Raw genomic sequence first — 22,541 nt, 5'->3', positions numbered from 1 at the left:
TAACCCATTAAGGAGTCGATGATGTTACGTTCTCACCCCAATACCCTACATATCACTAAACTGAGTCATTCTGCGATTCATCAACTCGCTCCCTCTTTTGCGCAGTTACCGCATACCAATCATGCGGACGGGCAGTATCGGCTACGTCGTTACTCCGTGATCCGCTTTATTGATGGGCAAGTGGTTGAGTTGGACAAGCATGACTTTATGCAGACCGATCAAATTAACCATTTTCAAGGCAATGTGGTGCGCCGTTTCGAACCGTTACTCAGTACTACTTTAAAAAGTGACGGTATGCGTGAGTTGTGCGCGCTGTTTATGGAAGCCAACACACTTCCCGATGGGCAGGAAATTGAGATCCATCAGATGCGGATCGCTGCGGTATTCGATGAAACCTTAGTCGCGCCGGAAGGGGTGCACCAAGATGGGTTTGATCATATTGCGATTGTTGGCATTGATCGCCACAACATTGTGGGTGGCGAAATCATGCTCTATCTCAGTAGTCATGAAGCGCCATTTTTCCGTAAAGTATTGGAAAATGGCGAAGTTGCGATGTTGGCCGATAGCCAACTGTGGCACAACGCTTGCCCGATCCGCACGGTGGATCATCAACAAGAAGGGCATATGGATGTTTTTGTTTTGACTGCGAAGGATGGCCGCCATGCGCTTCACTCCTGAGTCAGTGCGTCAGCAGTTTCCTGCGCTAGCGCAAATCGTCAATGATAAGTCTGTGGTGTTTTTCGATGGGCCAGGTGGTTCACAAGTGCCACAATCGGTGCTGGATGCCATGGTGGCTTATTTAGGTCGTTACAATGCCAATCTTGGTGGGCACTACTTTTCGAGCCAGAAAACCGTGGAGTTAGTGCAAAGTGCTCGTGAGCATTTGCAAGCGCTGCTCAATGCCCCCAACCCAGAGTCGATTGTCTTTGGGGCAAACATGACGTCGCTGACTTTCCAGTTTAGCCGTGCGATCAGCCGTGATTGGCGAGTGGGCGATGAGGTGATTGTCACCGCATTGGATCACTATTCGAATGTTTCTAGCTGGCAACAAGCGGCTCAAGACAAAGGCGCAATAGTGCATCAGGCTCGCGTCAATACGGCGGACTGCACCTTAGATCAAGCGCATCTGCTTTCGTTGATTAATCCACGCACCCGTTTAGTGGCAGTGACTTTTGCTTCCAATACCACGGGATCATTGGTTGAACTTGAAGCTATTATTGAGGCGGCGCATCAGGTCGGGTCGATGGTGTATGTCGATGCGGTGCACTATCTGCCGCATCACCTGCCGGATGTGCAGGCGCTGGGTTGTGATTTTCTGGCCTGTTCGGCCTATAAATTTTTTGGCCCTCACGTCGGGATTGTGTATGTAGCGCCGCAGTGGCAAAACACGATTCTGCCTTATAAAGTTGAGCCCGCAACCAATCAAGGGCCGGGACGTTTTGAAACCGGAACGCTCAGTTTTGAAGGGCTGGCTGGCGTTATTGCTGCGGTGCAATATTTGGCGCAGTGGGGTGACCCGAATTCTCGATTACGTGAACGTTTGGTTGAGAGCTATCAGCAATATCAGCAGCATGAACAGCGCCTCAGTGAGTATTTCTTGCAAAAGCTCAGTGATATGCCAGCGCTGAAACTGCATGGTTTGCAGCTAGCAGATGCCGCGAAGCGAACACCGACATTTGCGCTGACGTGTACAGGCTGTACACCGCAGTCTATGGCGAAAATGCTCGGCGAACAGAATGTGTGCGTATGGAATGGGCATTTCTATGCGCTTGGGCTGGTTCGTCAATTAGGACTTGAGTCAAGCGGTGGAGTACTACGCATCGGTCTGATGCACTACAACACCACAGAAGAAATTGACCATCTATTTGCTCTTCTACGCGATGGCTTGCCACAGCTTGCATAAGTCGTAAGCCCTTCTAGATATCTTTCACTTCTAGCGATATGCCTTTTCTACTGATATTGACTCAGTGGGAAGGGTATACCCATCCTACTTGAAGCTTTAGCAAAAGGTGAAATGCCTCTGAAAAAGAAACCTTGAAATACTCTAGTCGATGACAAAACCGCATCTAACCGCTATTTTTTTGGAAGCAATCTCTCTTTATTGGGCGTCTTGTATTATAGAGAGAGTGTGTTAATGATGTGGCTTGACGCTGGAGTAGGTTGTGAAAGTGCTGCCAAGAGTGTTATTAGGGTTAGTCGCGGTCACGATTGTGACCGTATTGCTGTACTGGCAGTTTGGTTCTGCGAAACGAGTGTTGATTGAACCTCAGCACTATGCCTATTTCACCACCAACGATCAAACCGCTGGCGGCACATCGACCAGCGCCTTATCCCTCAATGGCAATACTGCCAAAGTGGACTGTGAATTGAATGCCAGTCGCTACGCGTGGCCATATTGTGGCATCTCTATTCACCTTAATCCCGACCCTCAACGTGGCCTCGATTTGAGTGATATCCATACCATACGTCTTAACGTGGACTTGCAAGGCCCCGCTGCAGAGCCTGCGGCAATGCGTCTGTATTTACGTAATTTCAATCCGATCTACTCTCAGCTTGATGATGAATATACTCATAAATACAACGGATTAGAGTTTGTGCCGGGCGTTGGGAAAGGTGTGATTGATATTCCCATTCGCAGCTTGCAAGTAATGACGTGGTGGTTGGTTGATAATCGTATTGCCATTGAACACTCCGCTCCTGAGTTTTCCAACGTCAATAAAATTGAATTTGCGACCGGTTCAGCCAGTCCACTAGGGCAATATCAATTGACCGTGCATCAAGTGGAATTGATTGGGGATTATGTGGCTGGAGAGAAGCTGTTTCTTGCCATGTTGATCATGTGGGCGGTGGCAGGAGCATGGCTCTCTGCGCTCGAAATTCGTCGTAATCGCCGTGAGGTTTTACGTGCTCGTATGCGCCAAGAGCACTTACAGCGTTTGAATCACTCATTGCATGAGCAAAACATAAAGTTCGTCGAAATGGCGCATCGTGATGCATTGACGGGAGCCATTAATCGGCATGGCATTCGTGATTGGTTGCAAGATCAAGCGCGCTTAGTGCGCTGGCAACTCAATCACGTTAGCGTACTGTTCATCGATATTGATTACTTCAAACAAGTCAACGATGTGTACGGACACAGTCTAGGGGATGATCTGCTGCGTGAGTTTGCTTTGGTCATCAGCCCTGAAATCCGAGAAAGTGATAAATTAGTGCGTTGGGGTGGGGAAGAGTTTGTGGTGTTTTGCGCGCAGACAACCCTTGAGCAAGCGATTGAGCTTGCAGAGCGGCTTCGAGCTAAAATCGCCGACCACAGTTGGATACACGGAGGCGCGATCACGTGCAGTATCGGTATTGCCCAAATGGGCGACGAGCGGATTACGGAAACCGTTTCACGCGCCGACGAAGCGTTATACCGAGCCAAACGGCTTGGCCGCAATCGAATCGAAGTTCACTATGGATTAATGGCCAAAAGCAGTGATGGAGAAAAAGGGTGAGGACGGCACCAAGTCGTGTCTATCTAGCCTAAATTCAATCACTAAGAATGTTGCCGCAGGGTACGCGACAACATTCAGGGACTTGCTTATCGAGAAGGATTTATTCAGCGCTATTCGATGAGGTGTCATTTGACGTTGACTCGGTGTCACTCTCAACGATGATCGGTTCTTTGGGACCGAGAAACTTAGGCTGAGTATCCAACACGAACAGATCAAAGACCGCATAAGCGCGCGCAAACACTTCTCGTAACCGCACTTTAAAACCAGAGTGGCTGCTTGGCCCCGGTACTGCTAGGCATGACGCTTGAATATCTTGGTAGCGGGCAATAAACAGCGCGCGCTCACAATGAAAGCGCTGAGTGATGATCAAGAAATTATCGGTATCGAAGATTTCCTTCGCGCGCACAATCGAATCGAGAGTACGAAACCCCGCATAATCTAACGAAATATTCTCTGCTGGAATGCCTGCGCGCAGTAAATCGCGTTTCATCGTCCACGGCTCATTGTACGAACGGTGTGCATTATCACCACTGAGCAGAAAATTGCGGACTTTTCCTTGTTGATAAAGCGCTATCGCCGCATCAATCCGGTTGGTGTAGTACTCGTTGAGAGTCTTACCTATGTATTTGCTGGTGCCCAATACCACAGCCACCTGAAAAGGCGGAGTATTTTGCGCATCATTAATAATGTTATTTTGTGTTTGCCAACTGACCCAGCGATCGATCGCGAGTAAGCCTGCGACAACCCCAATAGTCAGCCACAGCAAAGTTTGGCTTAGTTTACGCCAAGGTAATCTTCGCAGGTGAGCCAGCGCAGAGAAAACGACGGCGCGCAGAGTTAGATTTGATGGTTTCTTTGTGCCCATAGGCCTATCACAACAAAGCAGCTTACGATAAGGGTCAGCATCATGCCGGATTCCAGTTGCGCGAGTGTCCGAGCAACGTAAGGGCTGGCCTTGACGATGATTAAACCGTATCCAAACGCGTTAATAAAGATAAACGCTAACGTGCGCACCAGAAAATGTTGATTCCGTAATGCTCTACGCAAAAAGGCATTGATCTCACCACCGAGCATGACCAAAGTGCATGCGACCAGTGCAATCGAGATTTCGCTCAGGTAGGGGAGTAGAGCCTGACCTGCAGGAGCAAGATAAGTAAATAGTTGCATGAGATTAGAAAGCCCCTGATTGCAGGGGCTTCTCCGCATAAATTAAAACGCAGTGCGCTTATAACGGCGGTAAACTGGTTGCCAGAAATGTTGTTCAATTGAGGCTTCCAGCGCTTCATCGGTGACTTCTGGAGCCACACCCTGTTCAATCGCTTTTTTCGCTACTGCGAAAGCAATCTTCTTCGAAACAGAGTGGATAGATTCCAGAGGCGGCAATAATGGTCCATGACCATTGATGGCAAGCGGTGAGCAACTTGCCAGTGCACGGCTCGACTCCATCAGCATTTCGTCGGTAACGCGGCGTGCGTTTGCTGCCAAAACTCCTAAACCGATACCCGGGAAAATATAACTGTTGTTACATTGCACAATTGGGTAAGTTTTGCCTTCATGCAGCACAGGATCAAACGGGCTACCTGTCGCGACCAAAGCCTCACCGTTAGTCCAACGGATAATATCGCTCGGCAGAGCTTCAACGCGGCTTGTTGGGTTAGATAGCGGGAAGACAATAGGGCGTGGACAGTGCTGATGCATCTCTTTGATGATCTCTTCACTAAACAGACCGGGCGCACCAGACACACCAACCAGCACGGTCGGTTTGGCATTGCGGATCACATCATGCAGCGAGTAGCCGTTGTTTTCCGTTGTCCAATGTTGCGTGTTGGCTTTTTTCTGCACTAGGCGCTGTTGGAAGTCGAGCAAATTTGGCATGCCTTCTTCGAGCAGACCCCAGCGATCCACCATGTAAACTTGTGAGCGCGCTTGCTCATCGCTGATGCCTTCAGACACCATTTGCGCAATGATCGCTTCCGCGATACCGCAGCCTGCAGAGCCCGCGCCCAAGAAGGTAATACGTTGCTGTGAAAGCTGGCTACCCGCCGCTTTACAGGCAGCAAGCAGTGAGCCGACGGTGACCGCCGCTGTGCCTTGAATGTCGTCATTAAAACAGCACACGCGATTTTTGTAACGCTCAAGCAGTGGCATGGCGTTCTTTTGGGCAAAGTCTTCAAACTGGATCAATGCATCTGGCCAGCGACGTTGCACGGCTTGCATAAACTCTTCAACAAAGTTGTCGTAGTCAGGTCCAGTGATACGTGGATGACGCCAGCCCATGTACATAGGGTCAGCAAGACGTTGCGGGTTATTCGTACCCACATCCAGAACCACAGGAAGCGTATACGCTGGGCTAATGCCACCACAAGCGGTGTAAAGTGACAGTTTACCAATAGGAATCCCCATACCGCCGATACCTTGGTCGCCAAGGCCGAGAATACGCTCGCCATCGGTCACCACAATCACTTTGACGTTGTGGTTGGCGGCATTGTTCAACAAGTCATCGATACGATCACGGTTAGCGTAAGAGATAAACAAGCCACGGCCACGGCGATAAATGTTGGAGAAGTTCTCACACGCCGCACCCACTGTCGGGGTATAGATGATTGGCATCATCTCGGAAATATGGTTCTGCACCAAGCGGTAGAATAGGGTCTCGTTGGTGTCTTGAATGTTGCGCAGATAAATATGTTTATCCATGTCGCTTTCAAAACCACGGTACTGTTGGTATGCGCGTACCACTTGTTCTTGAATGGTTTCCGTCGCTTCGGGCAGTAAACCTTCTAGGTTAAAAGAAGCACGTTCTTCCGCACTAAAGGCACTACCTTTGTTGAGCAGAGGAGTACTGAGAAGAGCTGGGCCTGCGTAGGAAATATACAGCGGACGTTTATCGTTATTCATGTTCGGCCTATTGATTGGTAGGGTAGAAGTGAAACGCGAAAATGATACCGACTTGCTGGTTGGATTGTAAATAGACAAACGGCTTGCCTCTGTTGATTATCCTGCTTCTGTGCGCAAGCACAGTGTTTAAAACAGGTTTATCGGTTTAGAGTGAGGGATTTATGTGCAACGAGTTAAGCAAGGGAATAACAGCGTCTAGCGCTTCATCGAATAAGAAGGAATCATTGTTCGGCAGCACGATTTTGTTTGAATAGGAAAATATTAATCAACAAGGCACATATCATTTTAAAAATGTAGGTACAGTGTTACTAAATTGGTTTTTATATAGCCTTTGAAACCGATTGCGCATCATAACAGACCGTTTTTTTATATCGTATTGCTATATAGCAAGGCTTGGTCAATAGTTGCAGCACTGTGTTGCCAATGGCGTCGGGGGACAAAATGGAAAAAGCAAGGATTAGCGCAGTGTTCGATTACACCACCTTTTTGGGGGCATCCTGTGCGAAAAAGTGGACTTTCTCGGAAGCCATCAGCTCTTTTGCTCCAGTGTTTGGAATTGTCTGGTTCGATGCGATCAAAACGGGACAGAGTCCGCAAGAACGCCTGTGGGATGTCGCGCTCAAAGAGCTTTCCACCCGTTCGAGTGATGAATCGAATGTGATCACTTTAGTGAAATTAGCCAAACAAGAAGGCATTGATGAATTAACCTTAGTCATGCCTTACGCCTTGGATGAGCAGCAGTTAACCACGATTCAAAGCAAAAGCGCAGCGCATATTGAATCTACCAATCAAGAAGAGTTTTTGATCAAGCTTTAAAGAACTTCTCTGGTGCGGTGAGTAGAAGAACACTCAGTAGGAGTGCAATTAAGGGGCTATACCCTTGCTACTTGCCGTGTACCTGCAACGCCAAGTAGTTCAAGCAAATAAGCCCCTTAGTTTTTCATCCGTTGCTGGCTCGTGCTTGCCGCTGGCTTATGATTCAAAGCAGCGAGGCATAACAAAAGCCGCAGATGGAGTTTATCTTTCAATCAGCCCATATTCTTTATCTAGGATTGCGATGATTTCCTGTTTTGGCTGATTACTCAGATGGATAGGTTGCCCCGTGATCTTTTCAGCAATACCCAAATAGGTCCGCGAGATATCCATTAACGCTTCCAGCGGTAAAGCATTGTCACGCGCGAGCGCTTCACGTTCAGGCATGCGATCTTTGTTGAGTAAAATGTCTGGGTCTGGGAAGTAGTTCAGCAAAAATTGGCGGAATCCCTCTTTGGAATTTTCGACAATCTTGCCTTGCTGATATTGCTGCGCATCCCAAATGCGTGATGAGTCAGGGGTGCCTACTTCATCCATATAGATCAGTTTTTGCTGTCCTTGTTGATTTGCTACGTAGCCAAATTCAAATTTGGTATCGACAAAGATTTGTCCCACGCTTTTTAACGCTTCGCTGATCACAGCAAAACCTTGCTTGAGCAGAGTTTCGTAATGGTCAATATCTTGTGGTTGATTGAAGTTGAATGCTGCGTAATTGGCTTCAATATCTTGGCGCGAGATATTCACGTCATCGGCTTCTGGCACGCCGGGGATGCCGCGCAGAATACCTTTGGTCGACGGAGTCATCAGTAGCTCTGGCAGTTGGCTGTCCTTTTCTAAACCTTCTGGTAGGGTAATACCACAAAACTCGCGCTCACCTTTGGTGTAAGCACGCCACATTGAGCCAGTAATGTATTGACGGCAGATGGCTTCAATTTTGATAGGACGGGCTTTTTGTACAATCCACACAAAAGGGTGAGGAATGTCGAGAATATGACTCTCTGCCAAACCATGTTGTTTGAACAGTTTGAACCAATGATTCGAGATAGCATTGAGCGCCGCACCTTTACCCGGTACACCATGGACACCGCCTTCCGCGTGCCAAATGCAATCGAAGGCTGAAATACGATCACTGATGACCATAATGGCCAGCGGGGCATCTTCTGCAACCGGATAACCTTTTTCTTTAATTAGGCGTCGGCTGTCTTGCTCAGTCAGCCAGTAAACCGAGCGAACTTTACCGCTATGTACTGGCTGATGGGTACGAATGGGGAGGTCGTCATTGACGGCAAGGACTTGATCTGCAAGGCTCATTGAGACATTCCTATCTGAATTCAAACATCGTTTTAGCGATTTCGCTGAGTGAAAAACCGCGGGCTGAGCGCATGATACCAGAACTAATTTATGCTGCCAGACAAAAAGCAAACGTTTGCTTAAATTTATCCCTGCCAGATTGTTTAAGTAAAGGTGGTTTATGGATCAGTGCAGTGAATGCGTGGTTTGCTTAATAAAAAACAGCTCACAGCCATGCTGCTTGGCAAAGTGAATCAACTGCTTTTGAGTCACGCTATCTATCGCATTGGATGCCACAATCGCACTGGCGGTTCGGCAGGCAATCGCTTTTGCGACAATCTCTGCTTCAGAGTGGCATGTTGATGCTTTGAGATGGATAACCTTGCCACAATCGATCTGATGCTCATGGAGTGATTGACGGTTCGGACGTTGACATTGAGCGGTATAGAGAATCCATTGTGGGCGCTCTGACAAACTGGCCAGTCGCAGCATCAGGTTTGCCTCGCCCAGATCATTCTTTGCACGTAATGCGCTGAGTGTGGGCGAGTTATGTAAGCCAAAATGTTTGAATTCAGTGTGTAGCATAATACTGTCTCTCCATACATGCTGTATGTAAATACAGTATTATTGGTTGGTTGTTTTTGCAACTGGTTTTTGGATAAAAAAAGCACAGAAATTCACGTTGCTACACGATGATTTTTGTTATCTGTTTGATTTGTATTGGTTTTATTTCTTGTTGATAAAGGTGGAAAAAAGTAGGTATATGCGGTTTTTGTGAGCAATGCCACGGAAGCCGTGCGGCAGCTTATACAGGTATGTGCGGAGAAAACAGAAAAAGCGCCAGAAGGCGCTTTTTCAAGTTTAAGGGGATGCAGTTTATCGAGCTGCTTGTTGTTTTTCTCGGAATGCCATCTCGGCTAAATTAAATTGCCTTACATCCATTCGGGCAAACTCATTGCAGTTTTCACAAGAATGATGTGCTTTACCATCCACATATTCATGTCTTGTCAGTAGTTTTGGCTGTTTACACCAATCACAGATGCCTTCTACGCTAAACATTGTCTTCTCTCCCACCTAAATCAGGCGTAAATTTCGCGCGGATTATGGCACGTCTAAATAAAAAAAGTTAACTATTTGTAATTATGGATGAGAAGGAGATCGATTGCGCATAGGCTGATTTTTCAAGCCTTGAGTCGGAATTTTCAGATGTTATGCTTGTTTCTGTAACGATTTGTTAACTGAATCGATCACGATTTTTACCGCGCTATTTAAGCGCTTCATCTCTTCTTCGCTGCCATGCAGGTCAGGGTGATAAATTTTCGATAACTGTTTGTAGCGCAGCTTGATCATTTTGACGTCAGGCCGTTGGTTTTGGTGAAAACCCATTAAGGCGTAGGCCATCGCAACTTTTTGGCCGTTAAGGTCGCTGGTTTGGTTCTGTTGTAGCCGTTTACACTCTTGATAGAGATGGTCTAACTGCTGTTTTTGCCTTTTGATAATGAACTGTTGCTCTTTCCATTTCCCTTCGTAGTCAACGTGTTTTACCGCGACGATATGGTTGCGTTGTCTGCGCCATATCATGCGGATCGTGATGATGGTGAGTAATAAGATGAGCGCCACCAAAGTCGGCAATAGCCAATCACTGGTGATGGTTTGCGCTTCTTTATTAACGGGTAGTGCGCTGGCGGGTCGGGCAAGATCCCGATCAATCAGGTTATCCAATTGACCTATGCTGTTGAGCTGTCTTTCGCGTTGCTGATTGAATTTTTGTTCCAGTAGACGCGCGTATCCTTGCTCAGATTCTGGGTCCTGATTGGCGTTGACTCGATACCAAATCTCAGCCAGATCGAGCGCCGCAATCGCGGTGGGATGTTGTTCATACCACTTGGCTAAGGTCGTACCCGCTTGAGGATTTCCAGCCAGAGCTAGTTTGATAAGCCAATATTGGGCTTGCAGTGGATCTTTTTCCACTCCTTGGCCTGTCAGATATGCGTTGGCGACTTGGGCCATGGCGGGTGGATGGTTCAATTCAGCGGATTGTAAAAACCAGTAAAACGCTTCATTCAGGTTTTGTGGGGTGCTACTTCCGGTTTGATAAGCCAAAGCGAGTTGATATTGAGCTTGCGGATTTTGCTCTTGGGCAAGTTGGGTGAGTCTTGTGACATCATCAGCGGCCGCCAGTGGCAATGAAAATAGCAAAAACAGCCATAAACTCCGCAAACGCATGATCTTTCTTTCCCTGAAAATGAAACGTTCGGTCAATTCGCTGTTTAGTTGAAGGTGCAGCCGTTATGGCTGCAACTTCAAGCTAATGAGCGTTTAAACACTATTTGAGTGGCAGAATTTGAATCTCGACGCGGCGGTTACAAGCGCGTCCTTCTGCGGTGTTATTTGAGCATAGAGGGAAACGCTCACCATTACCACGAGCAATTGCACGCCCCGCTGCAACCCCTTGAGATAACAGGAATGAACGCACTGACTCGGCACGCTTCTCAGAAAGCACTTGGTTGGTGGTATCACTGCCTGTGCTATCGGTATGGCCTTCAATCACTAAGCTGGTATCTGGGTATTCGACCAGAATACGCGCGACACCGCGTAAAGTTTTATGGATATAGCTATCGAGTTGGTAAGAGTTGCTGGTAAAGCCAATACCGTTTTCCATGCGTAGCATCAGTTGATTTTCACCTACCCGTACCACTTGAACACCGGAATCCAGTAATGCTTTGCGTAACTCTGCTTCTTGCTGATCAAAGTAGTACCCGATACCGCCGCCGACTGCAGCGCCCCCAGCTGCACCGATTAAGGCATGCTTACGGCGCTCTTTGGCATCGTCACCTGTCGCTAAACCAACGGCTGCACCGGCTAGGGCGCCTAATAATGCACCTTTAGTGGTGGCGTTGGTTTCTGTTTCTCCGGTTGTCGCATTTTGGCGTTGGGTAGCCTGACAGCCAGACAAAGCGACGACTGCGGCTAACAGCAAAGTGGTTTTGTTCAACACATTCTCTCCGTTTATTGAATGATATTTCGCGCAATAGACGAGAATTCTCGTTCCCCGTCAATCAGTGGGGTGCGCATTTTACCAATCTCTTACAAATGCTTATTTGAGTAATTTTGGGGCTTGCGCGCCGTGAATCGGGCGATTGACTGAGACGCGGCGACCTTTTTTGAGTCCCGTCTCATAATCTTCCGTCAGATTTTTCATCGCTTCACGCAATTGCTGTTTGAAGGTTTCACGGTCGATATTCTCAAATTCCTTATCAATATAGCTATTGATTTTGTTCATGGAGTCTTCGTCCGGAGTGATGATGGGTAATTTTTCTAAAGCGCCTTCAATCCAGCCAGAAACAAACGAGTTAACTCGGCGTGTCACCTCCAGTGAAGAGGTTCCGGTCCCAGCAAAACTGTTACGGAATTGGCCTGTTTGCTCGTTCATTTCGCGATAGATAATGTCAAAAGCAAAAGCCGCGAAGATGGCACGATCTGCTTCTCCAATGAATTCAACGCGTTTTAAGCCTTTATGGTTGAGCAATACGGCTTCCACACCGAATCGGGTATTGATGCCTCGGATCACTCGCAAAATCCCAGAAGAAATGGCAGCCGGAAGCAAATGGGTTGACTGTGTCTTGCCCATTTTGATGAACTCGATATCGTCTTTGTCGAGACCATACTTGAGCATGAGGTTATGCGCCATTTTGATCGCGTTTGCGGCTTCATTAATATTGGCGGAATTACCTAGCTCAAGGCATTTTGCGATTTTTTTAAGGGCTTTTTGTTTATCCATTAGCAAGCAAAATAGATTCGGTACGGCTTAAGAAAAGTCCGACATTCTAGCGTTTTTGGCGGCTAAGGAAAAGGGAAGAGGCCATCTCTTACAAGATAGCCTGATACGCTAAACGATTTTTGAGAAGGGGTTAGATTAGATGCCGAGCTGATCCAACAAATCGGCAGACGCACTGTCTTCTTCGGAGTGGTTAGCAACTGAATGTGATTTTTGCTGTTTCTGTGTTGCGGCCAGAATATCGTCAGGGCTTTCATCTTCCTGAACGTCGAACTCTTCGAGTTGGATAAACTCGGTTTTGTCCATCGCCAGTTCAAGATAAAAGATGTTGTTATTGGCTGTTGAAAATGTCACACGTCGCGCCTGTGGACGATCAAGGTTGGTATCTACAGATAAAAGCACCTGTTTGTTCAACGAAAGCATCTTAGGCTGGTTCTGGGTAATGTTGGTTTGCAGCTCTTTACGCACTTTGTTGGTGAAGTCACCGACAAGCTGGTTCATCAGCTCACCCAATACATCGCCAACTTCATCGGAGGTGTGTAATACCGCGAGTTCTTCTTCTGGCATGCCCATGTTACGCATGTAATTGGTGTAAACCTCAAGCGCAGCTTTGGCGGTAAAGTTGATCACAACAAGGCCAGTAAAACCGCCATCAAACAACACAAAACAGCCGAAATCTGGTTTCAGCGAGGTTTTATTAATTTTTTGTACCATTGCGGAATAGTGAATCGGTGAATTCGTTGCGGACGTGAGAACCGTAGAAACCGATTGGCACAGCATGAGTAGGATATCTTCCGTTGTTACTATTTGATTTTTTTTCATCGTTTTTTCCATACAGTTCTAAATAAGCGAAATAACAGAATGGCTCGGTGATAACAAAGTTGAAAAAATTCTGTTTCACCGCATTCTGGCACTCAGATTCTGATTTGATCACCATTTTAAATGTTGTAAAGTGACCGAATTCAAAGATTACTCTTTAAAATCTAACAATAACCCAAAGCTGATTGGATCAGCGTAGTAGGGGCAGGAAGCAAATGTTACCAAGACTCCATCACCAATCCGACGTTGATCCGGTGGTTTTAACTTTTTTACACGAGTTAAAAACCGCAGGATTTACCGGCGATATTGAAACCCAATACTCCAGCCGTCTTGCGGTAGCGACGGATAACAGCGTCTACCAACAATTGCCTCAAGCGGTCGTACATCCTAAATCCACCGCTGATGTTGTTCTTATAGGAAAGATTAGTTCAAAACCAGAATTTGAGAGAGTGACTTTTTCACCTCGTGGTGGCGGTACGGGCACGAATGGTCAATCGCTGACCAAAGGGGTGGTCGTTGATTTGTCTCGGCATATGAATCGTATCTTAGAAATTAACCCGCAAGAGGGATGGGTACGAGTGCAGGCGGGCGTCATTAAAGATCAACTCAATGATGCGGTACGCCCACACGGTTTTTTCTTCTCTCCCGATCTTTCGACCAGTAATCGCGCGACGCTTGGCGGCATGGTTAACACCGATGCTTCAGGGCAAGGGTCGCTACAATATGGCAAAACGTCGGATCACGTACTCTCGCTGCAAGCGGTATTTGCCGATGGTTCTTTGCTGGAAACCGATCTTTCGCAAGGTTTGCCTGCTCCCAATACCTTTGCTGCGCAAGCGATGCAAGTCACGGAGCAGGTTTGCCGTACCAAACGTGAGCAAATTGTCGCGAAATTTCCGCCGCTCAACCGTTTTTTGACCGGATACGATTTAAAAAATGCCCTGAATGAAGCCGAAGATCGCTTTGATATCACCCGGGTGTTGTGTGGCGCTGAAGGCTCACTGGCGTTTATTACCGAAGCTAAACTCAATTTAACGCCAATCCCCAAAGCACGCACGTTAGTGAATGTGAAATACGACAGCTTTGATTCCGCACTGCGTAATGCGCCTTTGATGGTTGAAGCGAAAGCTTTGTCGGTAGAAACCGTTGACTCGAAAGTGCTCAATCTTGCCAAAGAAGACATTATTTGGCACAGCGTAAAAGACTTGCTGACCGATGTGCCGGGCAAAGAGATGCAAGGCATCAATATGGTCGAATACGCTGGCCAAGACAGCACGCAGATTAATCAGCAAGTCGCACAATTAACCGCGCGCCTTGATGAGATGATGGCCAACCAACAAGCGGGAATTATTGGCTATCAAGTCTGTAGTGATTTAGCGAGCATCAACCGCATTTACAATATGCGTAAAAAAGCGGTGGGTTTGCTCGGCGCAGCCAAAGGCCGCGCTAAACCGGTAGCCTTTACCGAAGATACCTGTGTGCCGCCAGAGAACTTAGCCGATTTTATCGTTGAATTTCGCGCGCTACTCGATTCCAAAAATCTGGCTTATGGCATGTTTGGGCATGTGGATGCGGGCGTATTGCATGTGCGTCCTGCGCTTGACTTGTGCGATCCCAAACAAGAACTGTTGATGCGTGAAATCTCCGACCAAGTGGTTAAGCTCGTCGCTAAATATGGCGGCTTGATGTGGGGTGAGCATGGCAAAGGCTATCGTTCGGAATATGGCCCTGAATTTTTTGGTGAGGAGCTGTTCACTGAACTGCGTCGTGTGAAAGCGGCGTTTGACCCGCACAATAAGATGAATCCGGGCAAGATTTGTACCCCACTCGATACACCGTTTGAGCTGGTGAAAGTCTCCGACACTAAACGCGGTTTTTACGATCGCCAAATTGACGTCAAAGTGCGCGACAGCTTTAAGCAAGCGATGGAGTGTAACGGTAACGGTTTGTGCTTTAACTACGAAACTAGCTCCCCGATGTGTCCTTCAATGAAGGTGACGGCGGATCGTCGCCACTCGCCGAAAGGGCGCGCAGGATTAGTGCGGGAATGGTTACGCCAACTGACAGAGCAAGGCATTGATATTCTCGATCTTGAAAAAGCCACGCTCGAATCCTCTCCAACAATTAAATCTATGCTGGATCGGGTTCGTCATGCTTTTAGCAAAGATAAAGAGTACGACTTTTCGCATGAAGTGTACGAAGCGATGAATGGTTGCTTGGCCTGTAAGGCCTGTGCAAGCCAGTGTCCGATTAAGGTGGATGTGCCCAGTTTCCGCTCGCGGTTTCTGAATATCTATCACAGCCGTTATCCGCGCCCAGTCAAAGATTATTTAGTCGCGAATATCGAAACCTTATTACCTGTGATGGCGAAGGCTCCGCAACTGGTAAATAGCGTGTTAGCACAATCTTCGGTGCAAAAATTAACCGCTAAAACGGTGGGTTATGTTGATGCGCCACTCTTGTCGGTACCGACACTCGCACAGCGTTTACGCCGTCATCCCGTCGTCCTGTTTGATATGCAGCGTTTGGCGGGGTTATCGCAAGAAGAGCGCGAGCAACATGTGTTGATCGTGCAAGATCCGTTTACCAGTTATTACGATGCGGATGTGGTCGAAGATTTTGTCGCCCTACTGCTTAAATTAGGCAAAAAACCAGTATTGCTGCCGTTTAAACCCAATGGCAAAGCGCAACATATTAAAGGCTTTCTACGCCAATTTCGTTCGACGGCAGCGAATAGCGCGGGATTTCTGACTCAAGTGTCGGATCTCAATATTCCGCTCGTGGGTGTAGATCCTGCTTTGGTGCTTTGTTATCGCGATGAGTATGTTGAAATATTAGGCAAAGATCGCGGTGAGTTTTCGGTTCTGACGGTTCATGAATGGCTCAAACCACGCCTGTCGCAGTTTACGCCTCAGGCAACCGATGCACAGCCTTGGTATCTATTAGCGCACTGTACGGAGAAAACTAAGCTGCCGAATGCAGAAAAAGAGTGGGTGGAAATCTTCCGCCACTTTGGTACGCAGCTCAATGCGGTGGCGGTAGGATGCTGTGGTATGGCGGGTACCTTTGGGCATGAGGTGGATAAATTAACCATGTCTCGCGATATTTACGATTTGAGTTGGCAACCCGCATTAGCGTCGCTACCGAAAGAACGCTGTTTGGTGACTGGTTACTCGTGTCGTAGCCAAGTGAAACGGTTTGAGCAAATCAAACCTAAGCATCCGTTGCAGGCTCTGTTACACTTGCTATAAACAGAATGCCCAGTGACTCCACTGGGCTTTTTCATTCAGTTGAATTGAGGTGATTATGAAAAATTTAGAATTAAAGGTTCCTCCAGTCGCGGTTTTTCTGGTGGCCTTGGCGCTCATCCATCTCTCTTCCATTCTCTTTCCAACGTTAACCATTACACTACCGTGGCCAAGCCTAGTCATGGCGCTCTGTTTTTGCAGCTCAGGTTTCTGGGGGATTGCAGGTTTGTTGGAGTTTCGTCGTTTTAAAACGACGGTGAACCCCATGGCTCCGGATCTCGCGGCCACTGTGGTAGACAGCGGCGTTTTTGCACTCAGCCGCAATCCTATGTATCTCGGCTTACTGCTCCTGCTGTTTGGGCTTGCTTACTGGCAAGAGAACGCTCTTAGCTTGGTGATAGTTGGCGGCTTTCTGTTGTACATGAATCAATACCAAATCGAGCCTGAAGAGCGGATTCTAGAAGCCAAGTTTGGCGAAGCCTATCTACATTACAAAAAGCGAGTGAGACGCTGGTTGTAATGTCCGATTACTTAGCATTTTTAGCTAAAATTCACATATTTGTGAAAAAAGAGTTTGAAACATTTCTGGGGTTTATAGATTTGTGCGTAGGATAACCTTCCTACTTGACGTTGCAGTGGTAGTGGCTGGCGCGCGGCGCAATTTGTTCCCAACAAACTTGTCACTGACTTGTCGCCTACCTATCGTTCCAAGTCGTTGGGATATAACGAGCTATCAAATGATAATTTCTGATTAATGAAAGGATTGAGTTGTGCATCAGGTTTCTAAATTGCTGTCGTGTTTTATCGGTTTTTCTCTTTTCTCTACACTGCTCTATGCGGAATCCACAGCAGATATTTCATCTCGTATTATTAATGGTTCAAATGCAAACTCTGCCGAATGGCCATCGATTGTGGCTCTGGTTAAACGCGGTGCAGATGCTTATCAAGGGCAATTTTGTGGCGGCAGTTTCTTAGGTGGACGATATGTCTTAACTGCTGCTCACTGTTTTGATAGTCGTAGTGCTGCTAGTGTGGATATCATTATTGGTGCGTATGATCTGAATAACTCTTCTCAAGGAGAAAGGATTGCCGCGCAAAAAATTTACCGTCATTTGAGTTATAGTCCCAGTAACTTATTGAATGACATTGCGATTGTCGAGTTAGTACAAACCAGTAATTTGCCTGCTATCACTTTAGCGGGTCCTGCAACACGCACGTCTTTACCAGCATTAACTCCTTTAACAGTGGCTGGATGGGGGATTACCGTGCAATCAAAACCGCCACAATTTACTCCGATACTGCAAGAGGTAGATGTTGACCTGATTTCGCAGTCGCTTTGCCAAATTGTTATGCAGAATGGTATTTCTTCTGATCCTAATTCAACCAACTTTTGTGCCGCTCGTCTTACGAAAGATTCATGTCAGGGAGATTCTGGTGGCCCAATTGTAGTTAAAACGGGCCGAGAGCAACTGGGTATTGTGAGTTGGGGTGATGAACAATGCGCTAAAACAGGCACTTATGGTGTGTATACCAACGTCAGTTATTTTCGTGATTGGATCACAAAGCACACTAACCAGCTTAGCTATGATCAAGTCGCCAATCTCGGTATTCGTCCATTAGGTAAAGTGAGTCAATCATTTACATATACCAACCTTGATGCTAATGCGCTGACCTATACAGGAAACACATTCTCAAGTCTGCCCGCTGATTTTAGTGTGCTATCCGATGGGTGCAGTACTAAAGTGACGCTAGCCACTGGTGAAAGTTGTAGTGTAGAAGTGGCTGTTGATGCGCAACACTACCGTCAATATCAGTATGACTTTGAGTTGATCTTTAGCTATGCGGGAGGTTCTAAACGTGCAACGTCTCGTATTCAACTGGATACTTCGCCTTTTGCCCCAAGTGCCTCTTCTGGCGGTTCCATCGGCTGGTTTGGTTTGCTGTTTTGTGCCCCGTTGTTGATGAGACGGAAAAACGCTTGATTAGCAATACCATAATAAAAAATAACCCGCTGTGCGCGGGTTATTTTTTTGCATTAGATTTAGATGATCTGCGAATTATGCCGCTTGCTCAATCTGGCTAAGGAAGGCTTCTTTGCGCTCATTGAAACGGTTGACGAGATCATCGATTTCCGCTTGGTCGTAAGGTTTTAAACCGCTGGCGACCATACGTTTTAGGCCTTTACCGACCACTTGTCCTTCATCTTTAAATACGAAGTTGAGTGTCACTAAGCCGCGTTTGCCATCCACATCAAAGGTCGCGCCAGCAAATTCTACTTCTGGATGAGTGAGATCAAGACGGGTAAATTCCACTTCCATCGATTCATAAATCACCAGTGGACGCTGGCAGTTGATCATCATCTGCTGCTCTTCCATCAAAGGCACCATGATGTGCGGGAAGTTCATGCCAGAAAACTGCACATAGCTGGTCACCACATGCTCAATAAAAGCAGGGTTTCGGTTGACTTCACCTTCACGTGACATGTGCAAATACTCTTTGCCGCTGGCATCCACGACTGCGCTTTCACGCTGACACTTATTTTCAATGTGTAGAGCAACGCCATCACTCACCATGCCAGAGAAATCAAAATGCATCTTTTGGCTAATGCCTTCTTTTTGCAGCAATACAGCAAACAGCAGATCGCCCGGTACGCAGAAGCGTTTACTATCTTCGTCATGGATGGGGTTGAAATCACCCGCGACCAATTTGGCAAAGTGGCTAGCCTGTTGGCGAGTAAATTGAAATTGGTGCTGTTGATTTGAATGGTATGCAGTCAGGAACATGGTTATCGCTATCTCAACTAAACTGCGCGCATTATAGGACAGAATCTTACGATCATTGGTCTATCCAGTGGAGATGTTCTTGCTATTTAAAGTTGCCACTTCAAGTGATTTAAGCATAAGAGCCCCGCAGGGCTCTTGAAATGTCGATTTTTCAGTCAGTTAGTGCTGGCTTGGTAGCAGTTGATCGGGCATTAAACGGTTGTGTACGGCAAGTTGCAGCAGAGCATTGGCTTTTTCGATATCCGGCGCAAAATAGCGGTCTTTATCGTAAAACGGTACTTTTTCACGCAGTATCTGCCTTGCTTCCTCAATGCGTGGTGAGGACTTCAATGGCGCACGAAAATCCAATCCTTGTGCGGCTGCAAGGTATTCCACCGCCAAAATACCACGAGTATTTTCGCCCATATCACGCAGTCTGCGTGCGGCAAAGGTTGCCATGGAAACGTGGTCTTCTTGGTTGGCTGAAGTGGGTAAACTGTCGACTGACGCAGGATGCGCGAGGGTTTTGTTCTCACTGGCTAAGGCGGCGGCCGTGACTTGCGCAATCATAAAGCCGGAGTTAACCCCACCATTGTCGACCAAAAAGGGCGGTAGTTTACTTAGCGCACTGTCAATCAGCAGTGCCATACGCCGCTCGGAGAGACTGCCAATTTCAGCAATCGCCAGCGCCAAGTTATCCGCTGCCATGGCCACAGGTTCAGCATGGAAGTTGCCGCCAGAGATGATGTCGCCATCATCGGCAAACACGAGTGGGTTATCAGAAACCGAGTTGGCTTCGACTTCCAACACCTCAGCGGCACTTCGAATTTGCTGCAAACAAGCGCCCATCACTTGTGGTTGGCAGCGCAGAGAGTATGGGTCTTGCACTTTTTCACAATTGCTGTGGGATTGGCCAATTTCACTGCTGACATCGAGCAGGTGACGATACGCCGTTGCAGCATCCATTTGGGTTCGGTGCCCACGCACGCGGTGGATACGCGGATCGAAGGGGCGACGGCTTCCCAGAGCGGCTTCGACCGACATCGCACCGCACACAGTGGCGGAGGCAAATAGATCTTCAGCCACAAACAGTCCTTCGAGCGCAAATGCGGTCGAGGCTTGAGTACCGTTCAGAAGCGCGAGCCCTTCTTTCGGCGCGAGGGTAATTGGCTCTAGCCCCGCAATTTTCATCGCTTCCAGACCGGAAATGATTTTGCCGTTGTAACGTGCTTGGCCTTCGCCGAGCAACACTGTGCTCATGTGAGCCAGCGGCGCAAGATCGCCCGATGCGCCAACCGAGCCTTTTTTCGGTACGCAAGGATAAATCTGGTTATTGACGAGCTCGATCAAAGCTTGGATGACTTCAAGACGGATACCAGAATAGCCACGCGCCAAGCTGTTGATTTTAAGTAGCATCATCAAACGAACGGTTTCATCCGACATCAGCTCGCCGATGCCCGCAGCATGAGAAAGCACGATGCTCTTTTGCAGCGTTTCCAAATCTTGCGGGGCAATTTTGGTGTTGGCGAGCAAGCCAAATCCGGTATTGATGCCGTAAACGGTACGTCCTTCGCTGATCACTTGTTCGACGACTTGGGCGCTTTCGGCAATCGCCGGAATCGCTTCTGGATCGAGGGATAACACCACGGGTGAGCGGCTCACTTGACGCAACTGTTTTAAGCTGAGTTGGCCGGGTTTGATCATCAGGTGCAACATGGTTTCTTTCCTCACTTGAGTTTGGCCAGCTCGGCGTTGAGCATAGGTAAATCGAGTTTTTGCTGCTGCGCGCAGCGTTTGGCGATGTCATAGCCTGCATCAGCATGGCGCATTACGCCTGTGGCTGGATCATTGTGCAGTACACGAGCGATACGTTCGGCGGCATCATCACTGCCATCGCAGCAAATCACCATACCGGAATGCTGTGAGAACCCCATACCGACGCCGCCACCGTGGTGCAGAGAAACCCAAGTGGCTCCGCCTGCGGTGTTGAGTAGCGCATTGAGTAGGGGCCAATCAGAGACTGCATCTGAACCATCGAGCATGCCTTCCGTTTCGCGGTTCGGGCTAGCGACTGAGCCTGAATCGAGGTGATCACGGCCAATCACGATTGGCGCTTTAAGTTCGCCATTTTTCACCATTTCGTTAAAGGCTAAGCCTAAGCGAACGCGATCTTTTAAACCCACCCAGCAAATACGAGCCGGTAAACCTTGGAAGTGGATTCGCTCACGCGCCATATCCAGCCAGTTATGCAGATGTGGGTTGTCAGGGATCAGCTCTTTGACTTTTTGATCGGTTTTGTAAATGTCTTCCGGATCGCCAGAGAGTGCCGCCCAACGGAAGGGACCTATCCCTTCACAGAAGAGTGGACGAATATAGGCCGGCACAAAACCGGGGAAATCGAACGCATTGGCAACACCTTCTTCCAGCGCCATTTGGCGAATGTTATTGCCATAGTCCAGCGTTGCAGCGCCGCGAGCTTGCAAATCAAGCATGGCGCGGACTTGGATCGCCATCGAAGCTTTGGCAGCTTTGACGACTTCAGCTTCATTTTGTTGACGCATCTGCGCGGCTTTTTCCATGCTCCAGCCGAGTGGTAAATAGCCATTGAGTGGATCGTGTGCCGAGGTTTGATCCGTCACCACATCAGGCGTGATGTTGCGCTTGACTAATTCGGGGAAGACGTCAGCGGCATTACCCAGTAAGCCGACAGAAATTGGGCGATCGGTATCGGCGATCATCGCCAGCGCTTCATCAAGCGTGTTGGCTTTTTTGTCGACATAACCGGTGCGCAGACGATAGTCGATGCGCGATTCATCACATTCCACCGCAATCATCGAGAATCCTGCCATCGTCGCCGCTAAAGGTTGCGCGCCGCCCATGCCGCCCAATCCGCCAGTCAAAACCCAACGGCCTTTGGCATCGCCATTGAAATGCTTTTTCGCAACCGCGACAAAGGTTTCGTAAGTGCCTTGCACTATGCCTTGTGAGCCAATGTAAATCCAAGAACCTGCCGTCATCTGGCCGTACATCATCAAGCCTTGCTTATCGAGCTCGTTGAAATGTTCCCAGTTTGCCCAGTGTGGTACTAAGTTGGAGTTGGCAATCAACACGCGTGGCGCATTTTTGTGGGTGGGGAAAACCCCAACCGGTTTACCCGACTGTACCAGTAAAGTCTGGTCATCGTCGAGGCGCTCCAGCACTTCGACGATTTTATCAAAGCACTCCCAGTTACGCGCGGCGCGACCAATGCCACCATACACCACCAACGCATGAGGATGTTCAGCCACATCGGGGTCGAGGTTATTCATCAGCATGCGAAGTGGGGCTTCAGTGAGCCAAGATTTGGCGCGCAACTGCGTGCCACGAGGGGCGCGAATGGTGCGCTGAGTGTCCAGTCTTGTTCCTTGTGCAGATGACTGTGTCATGTTGAGACTCCTTT

General features: G+C 48.0%; 20 protein-coding genes. 7 read left to right on the top strand and 13 right to left on the bottom strand.

Going from position 1 to position 22,541, the window contains the following annotated elements:
- The first annotated feature begins 21 nt into the window (after nucleotides 1-21).
- From F0316_RS08205 to F0316_RS08195, 3 genes are all read left to right on the top strand, one after another.
- A complete protein-coding gene (locus F0316_RS08205) occupies nucleotides 22-678 on the top strand; it encodes a 2OG-Fe dioxygenase family protein (RefSeq protein WP_000946297.1) in 657 nt (218 codons plus the stop codon).
- Complete coding sequence (locus F0316_RS08200; protein WP_172625996.1) at nucleotides 662-1,903, top strand: cysteine desulfurase-like protein; 1,242 nt, start codon at nucleotides 662-664, stop codon at nucleotides 1,901-1,903. The genes F0316_RS08205 and F0316_RS08200 overlap by 17 nt, the downstream gene beginning before the upstream one ends.
- 259 nt (nucleotides 1,904-2,162) lie before the next feature.
- The gene (locus F0316_RS08195; RefSeq protein WP_149560396.1) at nucleotides 2,163-3,494 is read left to right on the top strand and encodes a GGDEF domain-containing protein; all 1,332 of its coding nucleotides are present in this window, start codon (nucleotides 2,163-2,165) and stop codon (nucleotides 3,492-3,494) included.
- A gap of 100 nt (nucleotides 3,495-3,594) precedes the next feature.
- On the opposite strand, the gene F0316_RS08190 is transcribed toward F0316_RS08195, so the two are convergent.
- Genes F0316_RS08190 through F0316_RS08180 form a run of 3 tightly spaced genes read right to left on the bottom strand, consistent with a single transcriptional unit; the run spans nucleotide 3,595 to nucleotide 6,392 of the window.
- The gene (locus F0316_RS08190; protein WP_000536856.1) at nucleotides 3,595-4,359 is read right to left on the bottom strand and encodes a SanA/YdcF family protein; all 765 of its coding nucleotides are present in this window, start codon (nucleotides 4,357-4,359) and stop codon (nucleotides 3,595-3,597) included.
- Entirely contained in the window at nucleotides 4,332-4,661 is a 330-nt protein-coding gene (locus F0316_RS08185) for a DUF3392 domain-containing protein (protein WP_001175901.1), read from the bottom strand. The genes F0316_RS08190 and F0316_RS08185 overlap by 28 nt, the downstream gene beginning before the upstream one ends.
- Nucleotides 4,662-4,703: 42 nt before the next feature.
- Nucleotides 4,704-6,392 carry an NAD-dependent malic enzyme gene (locus F0316_RS08180; RefSeq protein WP_001058123.1) on the bottom strand — a complete coding sequence of 563 codons (1,689 nt, stop codon included), beginning with the start codon at nucleotides 6,390-6,392 and terminating at the stop codon, nucleotides 4,704-4,706.
- Between the two features lie 465 nt (nucleotides 6,393-6,857).
- Between F0316_RS08180 and F0316_RS08175 the strand changes: the two genes are divergently transcribed.
- Nucleotides 6,858-7,208 (top strand): hypothetical protein, encoded by a 351-nt coding sequence (locus F0316_RS08175; RefSeq protein WP_000460959.1) that lies wholly within the window; start codon nucleotides 6,858-6,860, stop codon nucleotides 7,206-7,208.
- Between the two features lie 201 nt (nucleotides 7,209-7,409).
- On the opposite strand, the gene F0316_RS08170 is transcribed toward F0316_RS08175, so the two are convergent.
- From F0316_RS08170 to F0316_RS08140, 7 genes are all read right to left on the bottom strand, one after another.
- A complete protein-coding gene (locus tag F0316_RS08170) occupies nucleotides 7,410-8,516 on the bottom strand; it encodes a phosphoribosylaminoimidazolesuccinocarboxamide synthase (protein WP_149560395.1) in 1,107 nt (368 codons plus the stop codon).
- Between the two features lie 165 nt (nucleotides 8,517-8,681).
- Nucleotides 8,682-9,080 (bottom strand): hypothetical protein, encoded by a 399-nt coding sequence (locus tag F0316_RS08165; RefSeq protein ID WP_001914771.1) that lies wholly within the window; start codon nucleotides 9,078-9,080, stop codon nucleotides 8,682-8,684.
- Between the two features lie 291 nt (nucleotides 9,081-9,371).
- Nucleotides 9,372-9,554 (bottom strand): hypothetical protein, encoded by a 183-nt coding sequence (locus F0316_RS08160; RefSeq protein WP_000493165.1) that lies wholly within the window; start codon nucleotides 9,552-9,554, stop codon nucleotides 9,372-9,374.
- A 150-nt stretch (nucleotides 9,555-9,704) separates the two neighbouring features.
- Nucleotides 9,705-10,721, bottom strand: coding sequence for a J domain-containing protein (locus tag F0316_RS08155; protein WP_001239595.1), 1,017 nt, complete (start codon nucleotides 10,719-10,721; stop codon nucleotides 9,705-9,707).
- Nucleotides 10,722-10,821: 100 nt separating this feature from the next.
- Nucleotides 10,822-11,490 (bottom strand): OmpA family protein, encoded by a 669-nt coding sequence (locus F0316_RS08150; RefSeq protein WP_001927630.1) that lies wholly within the window; start codon nucleotides 11,488-11,490, stop codon nucleotides 10,822-10,824.
- A gap of 102 nt (nucleotides 11,491-11,592) precedes the next feature.
- Nucleotides 11,593-12,276 carry a DUF2786 domain-containing protein gene (locus tag F0316_RS08145; RefSeq protein ID WP_000360767.1) on the bottom strand — a complete coding sequence of 228 codons (684 nt, stop codon included), beginning with the start codon at nucleotides 12,274-12,276 and terminating at the stop codon, nucleotides 11,593-11,595.
- A 135-nt stretch (nucleotides 12,277-12,411) separates the two neighbouring features.
- Nucleotides 12,412-13,095, bottom strand: a complete 684-nt coding sequence (locus F0316_RS08140) for a DUF3334 family protein (RefSeq protein WP_000742113.1) — start codon at nucleotides 13,093-13,095, stop codon at nucleotides 12,412-12,414.
- A gap of 212 nt (nucleotides 13,096-13,307) precedes the next feature.
- Here F0316_RS08140 and ydiJ point away from each other — a divergent pair, with 212 nt between their 5' ends.
- The 3 genes from ydiJ (at nucleotide 13,308) to vesB (ending at nucleotide 18,322) form a co-directional block, all read left to right on the top strand.
- The gene (ydiJ, locus tag F0316_RS08135; RefSeq protein ID WP_172625995.1) at nucleotides 13,308-16,343 is read left to right on the top strand and encodes a D-2-hydroxyglutarate dehydrogenase YdiJ; all 3,036 of its coding nucleotides are present in this window, start codon (nucleotides 13,308-13,310) and stop codon (nucleotides 16,341-16,343) included.
- Between the two features lie 55 nt (nucleotides 16,344-16,398).
- Nucleotides 16,399-16,860, top strand: coding sequence for a methyltransferase family protein (locus F0316_RS08130; protein WP_000792733.1), 462 nt, complete (start codon nucleotides 16,399-16,401; stop codon nucleotides 16,858-16,860).
- 250 nt (nucleotides 16,861-17,110) lie between these two features.
- On the top strand, nucleotides 17,111-18,322 hold the full coding sequence (vesB, locus tag F0316_RS08125) for a GlyGly-anchored extracellular serine protease VesB (protein ID WP_059260372.1): 1,212 nt from the start codon (nucleotides 17,111-17,113) through the stop codon (nucleotides 18,320-18,322).
- 75 nt (nucleotides 18,323-18,397) lie between these two features.
- On the opposite strand, the gene F0316_RS08120 is transcribed toward vesB, so the two are convergent.
- The 3 genes from F0316_RS08120 to hutU all read right to left on the bottom strand — a co-directional run bounded on the left by F0316_RS08120 (nucleotide 18,398) and on the right by hutU (nucleotide 22,527).
- Nucleotides 18,398-19,123 (bottom strand): DUF3581 domain-containing protein, encoded by a 726-nt coding sequence (locus tag F0316_RS08120; RefSeq protein ID WP_148553710.1) that lies wholly within the window; start codon nucleotides 19,121-19,123, stop codon nucleotides 18,398-18,400.
- A gap of 159 nt (nucleotides 19,124-19,282) precedes the next feature.
- Complete coding sequence (gene hutH / locus F0316_RS08115) at nucleotides 19,283-20,818, bottom strand: histidine ammonia-lyase (RefSeq protein ID WP_148553711.1); 1,536 nt, start codon at nucleotides 20,816-20,818, stop codon at nucleotides 19,283-19,285.
- Nucleotides 20,819-20,829: 11 nt separating this feature from the next.
- On the bottom strand, nucleotides 20,830-22,527 hold the full coding sequence (gene hutU / locus F0316_RS08110; RefSeq protein ID WP_149560393.1) for a urocanate hydratase: 1,698 nt from the start codon (nucleotides 22,525-22,527) through the stop codon (nucleotides 20,830-20,832).
- Nucleotides 22,528-22,541 lie beyond the last annotated feature (14 nt).

Origin of the sequence: Vibrio cholerae, from assembly GCF_008369605.1 — a bacterium.
GTDB classification, from domain to species: Bacteria; Pseudomonadota; Gammaproteobacteria; order Enterobacterales; family Vibrionaceae; genus Vibrio; species Vibrio cholerae.
The sequence above is the reverse complement of the archived record's forward strand: the minus strand, read 5'-3'. Positions and strand labels throughout refer to the sequence as shown.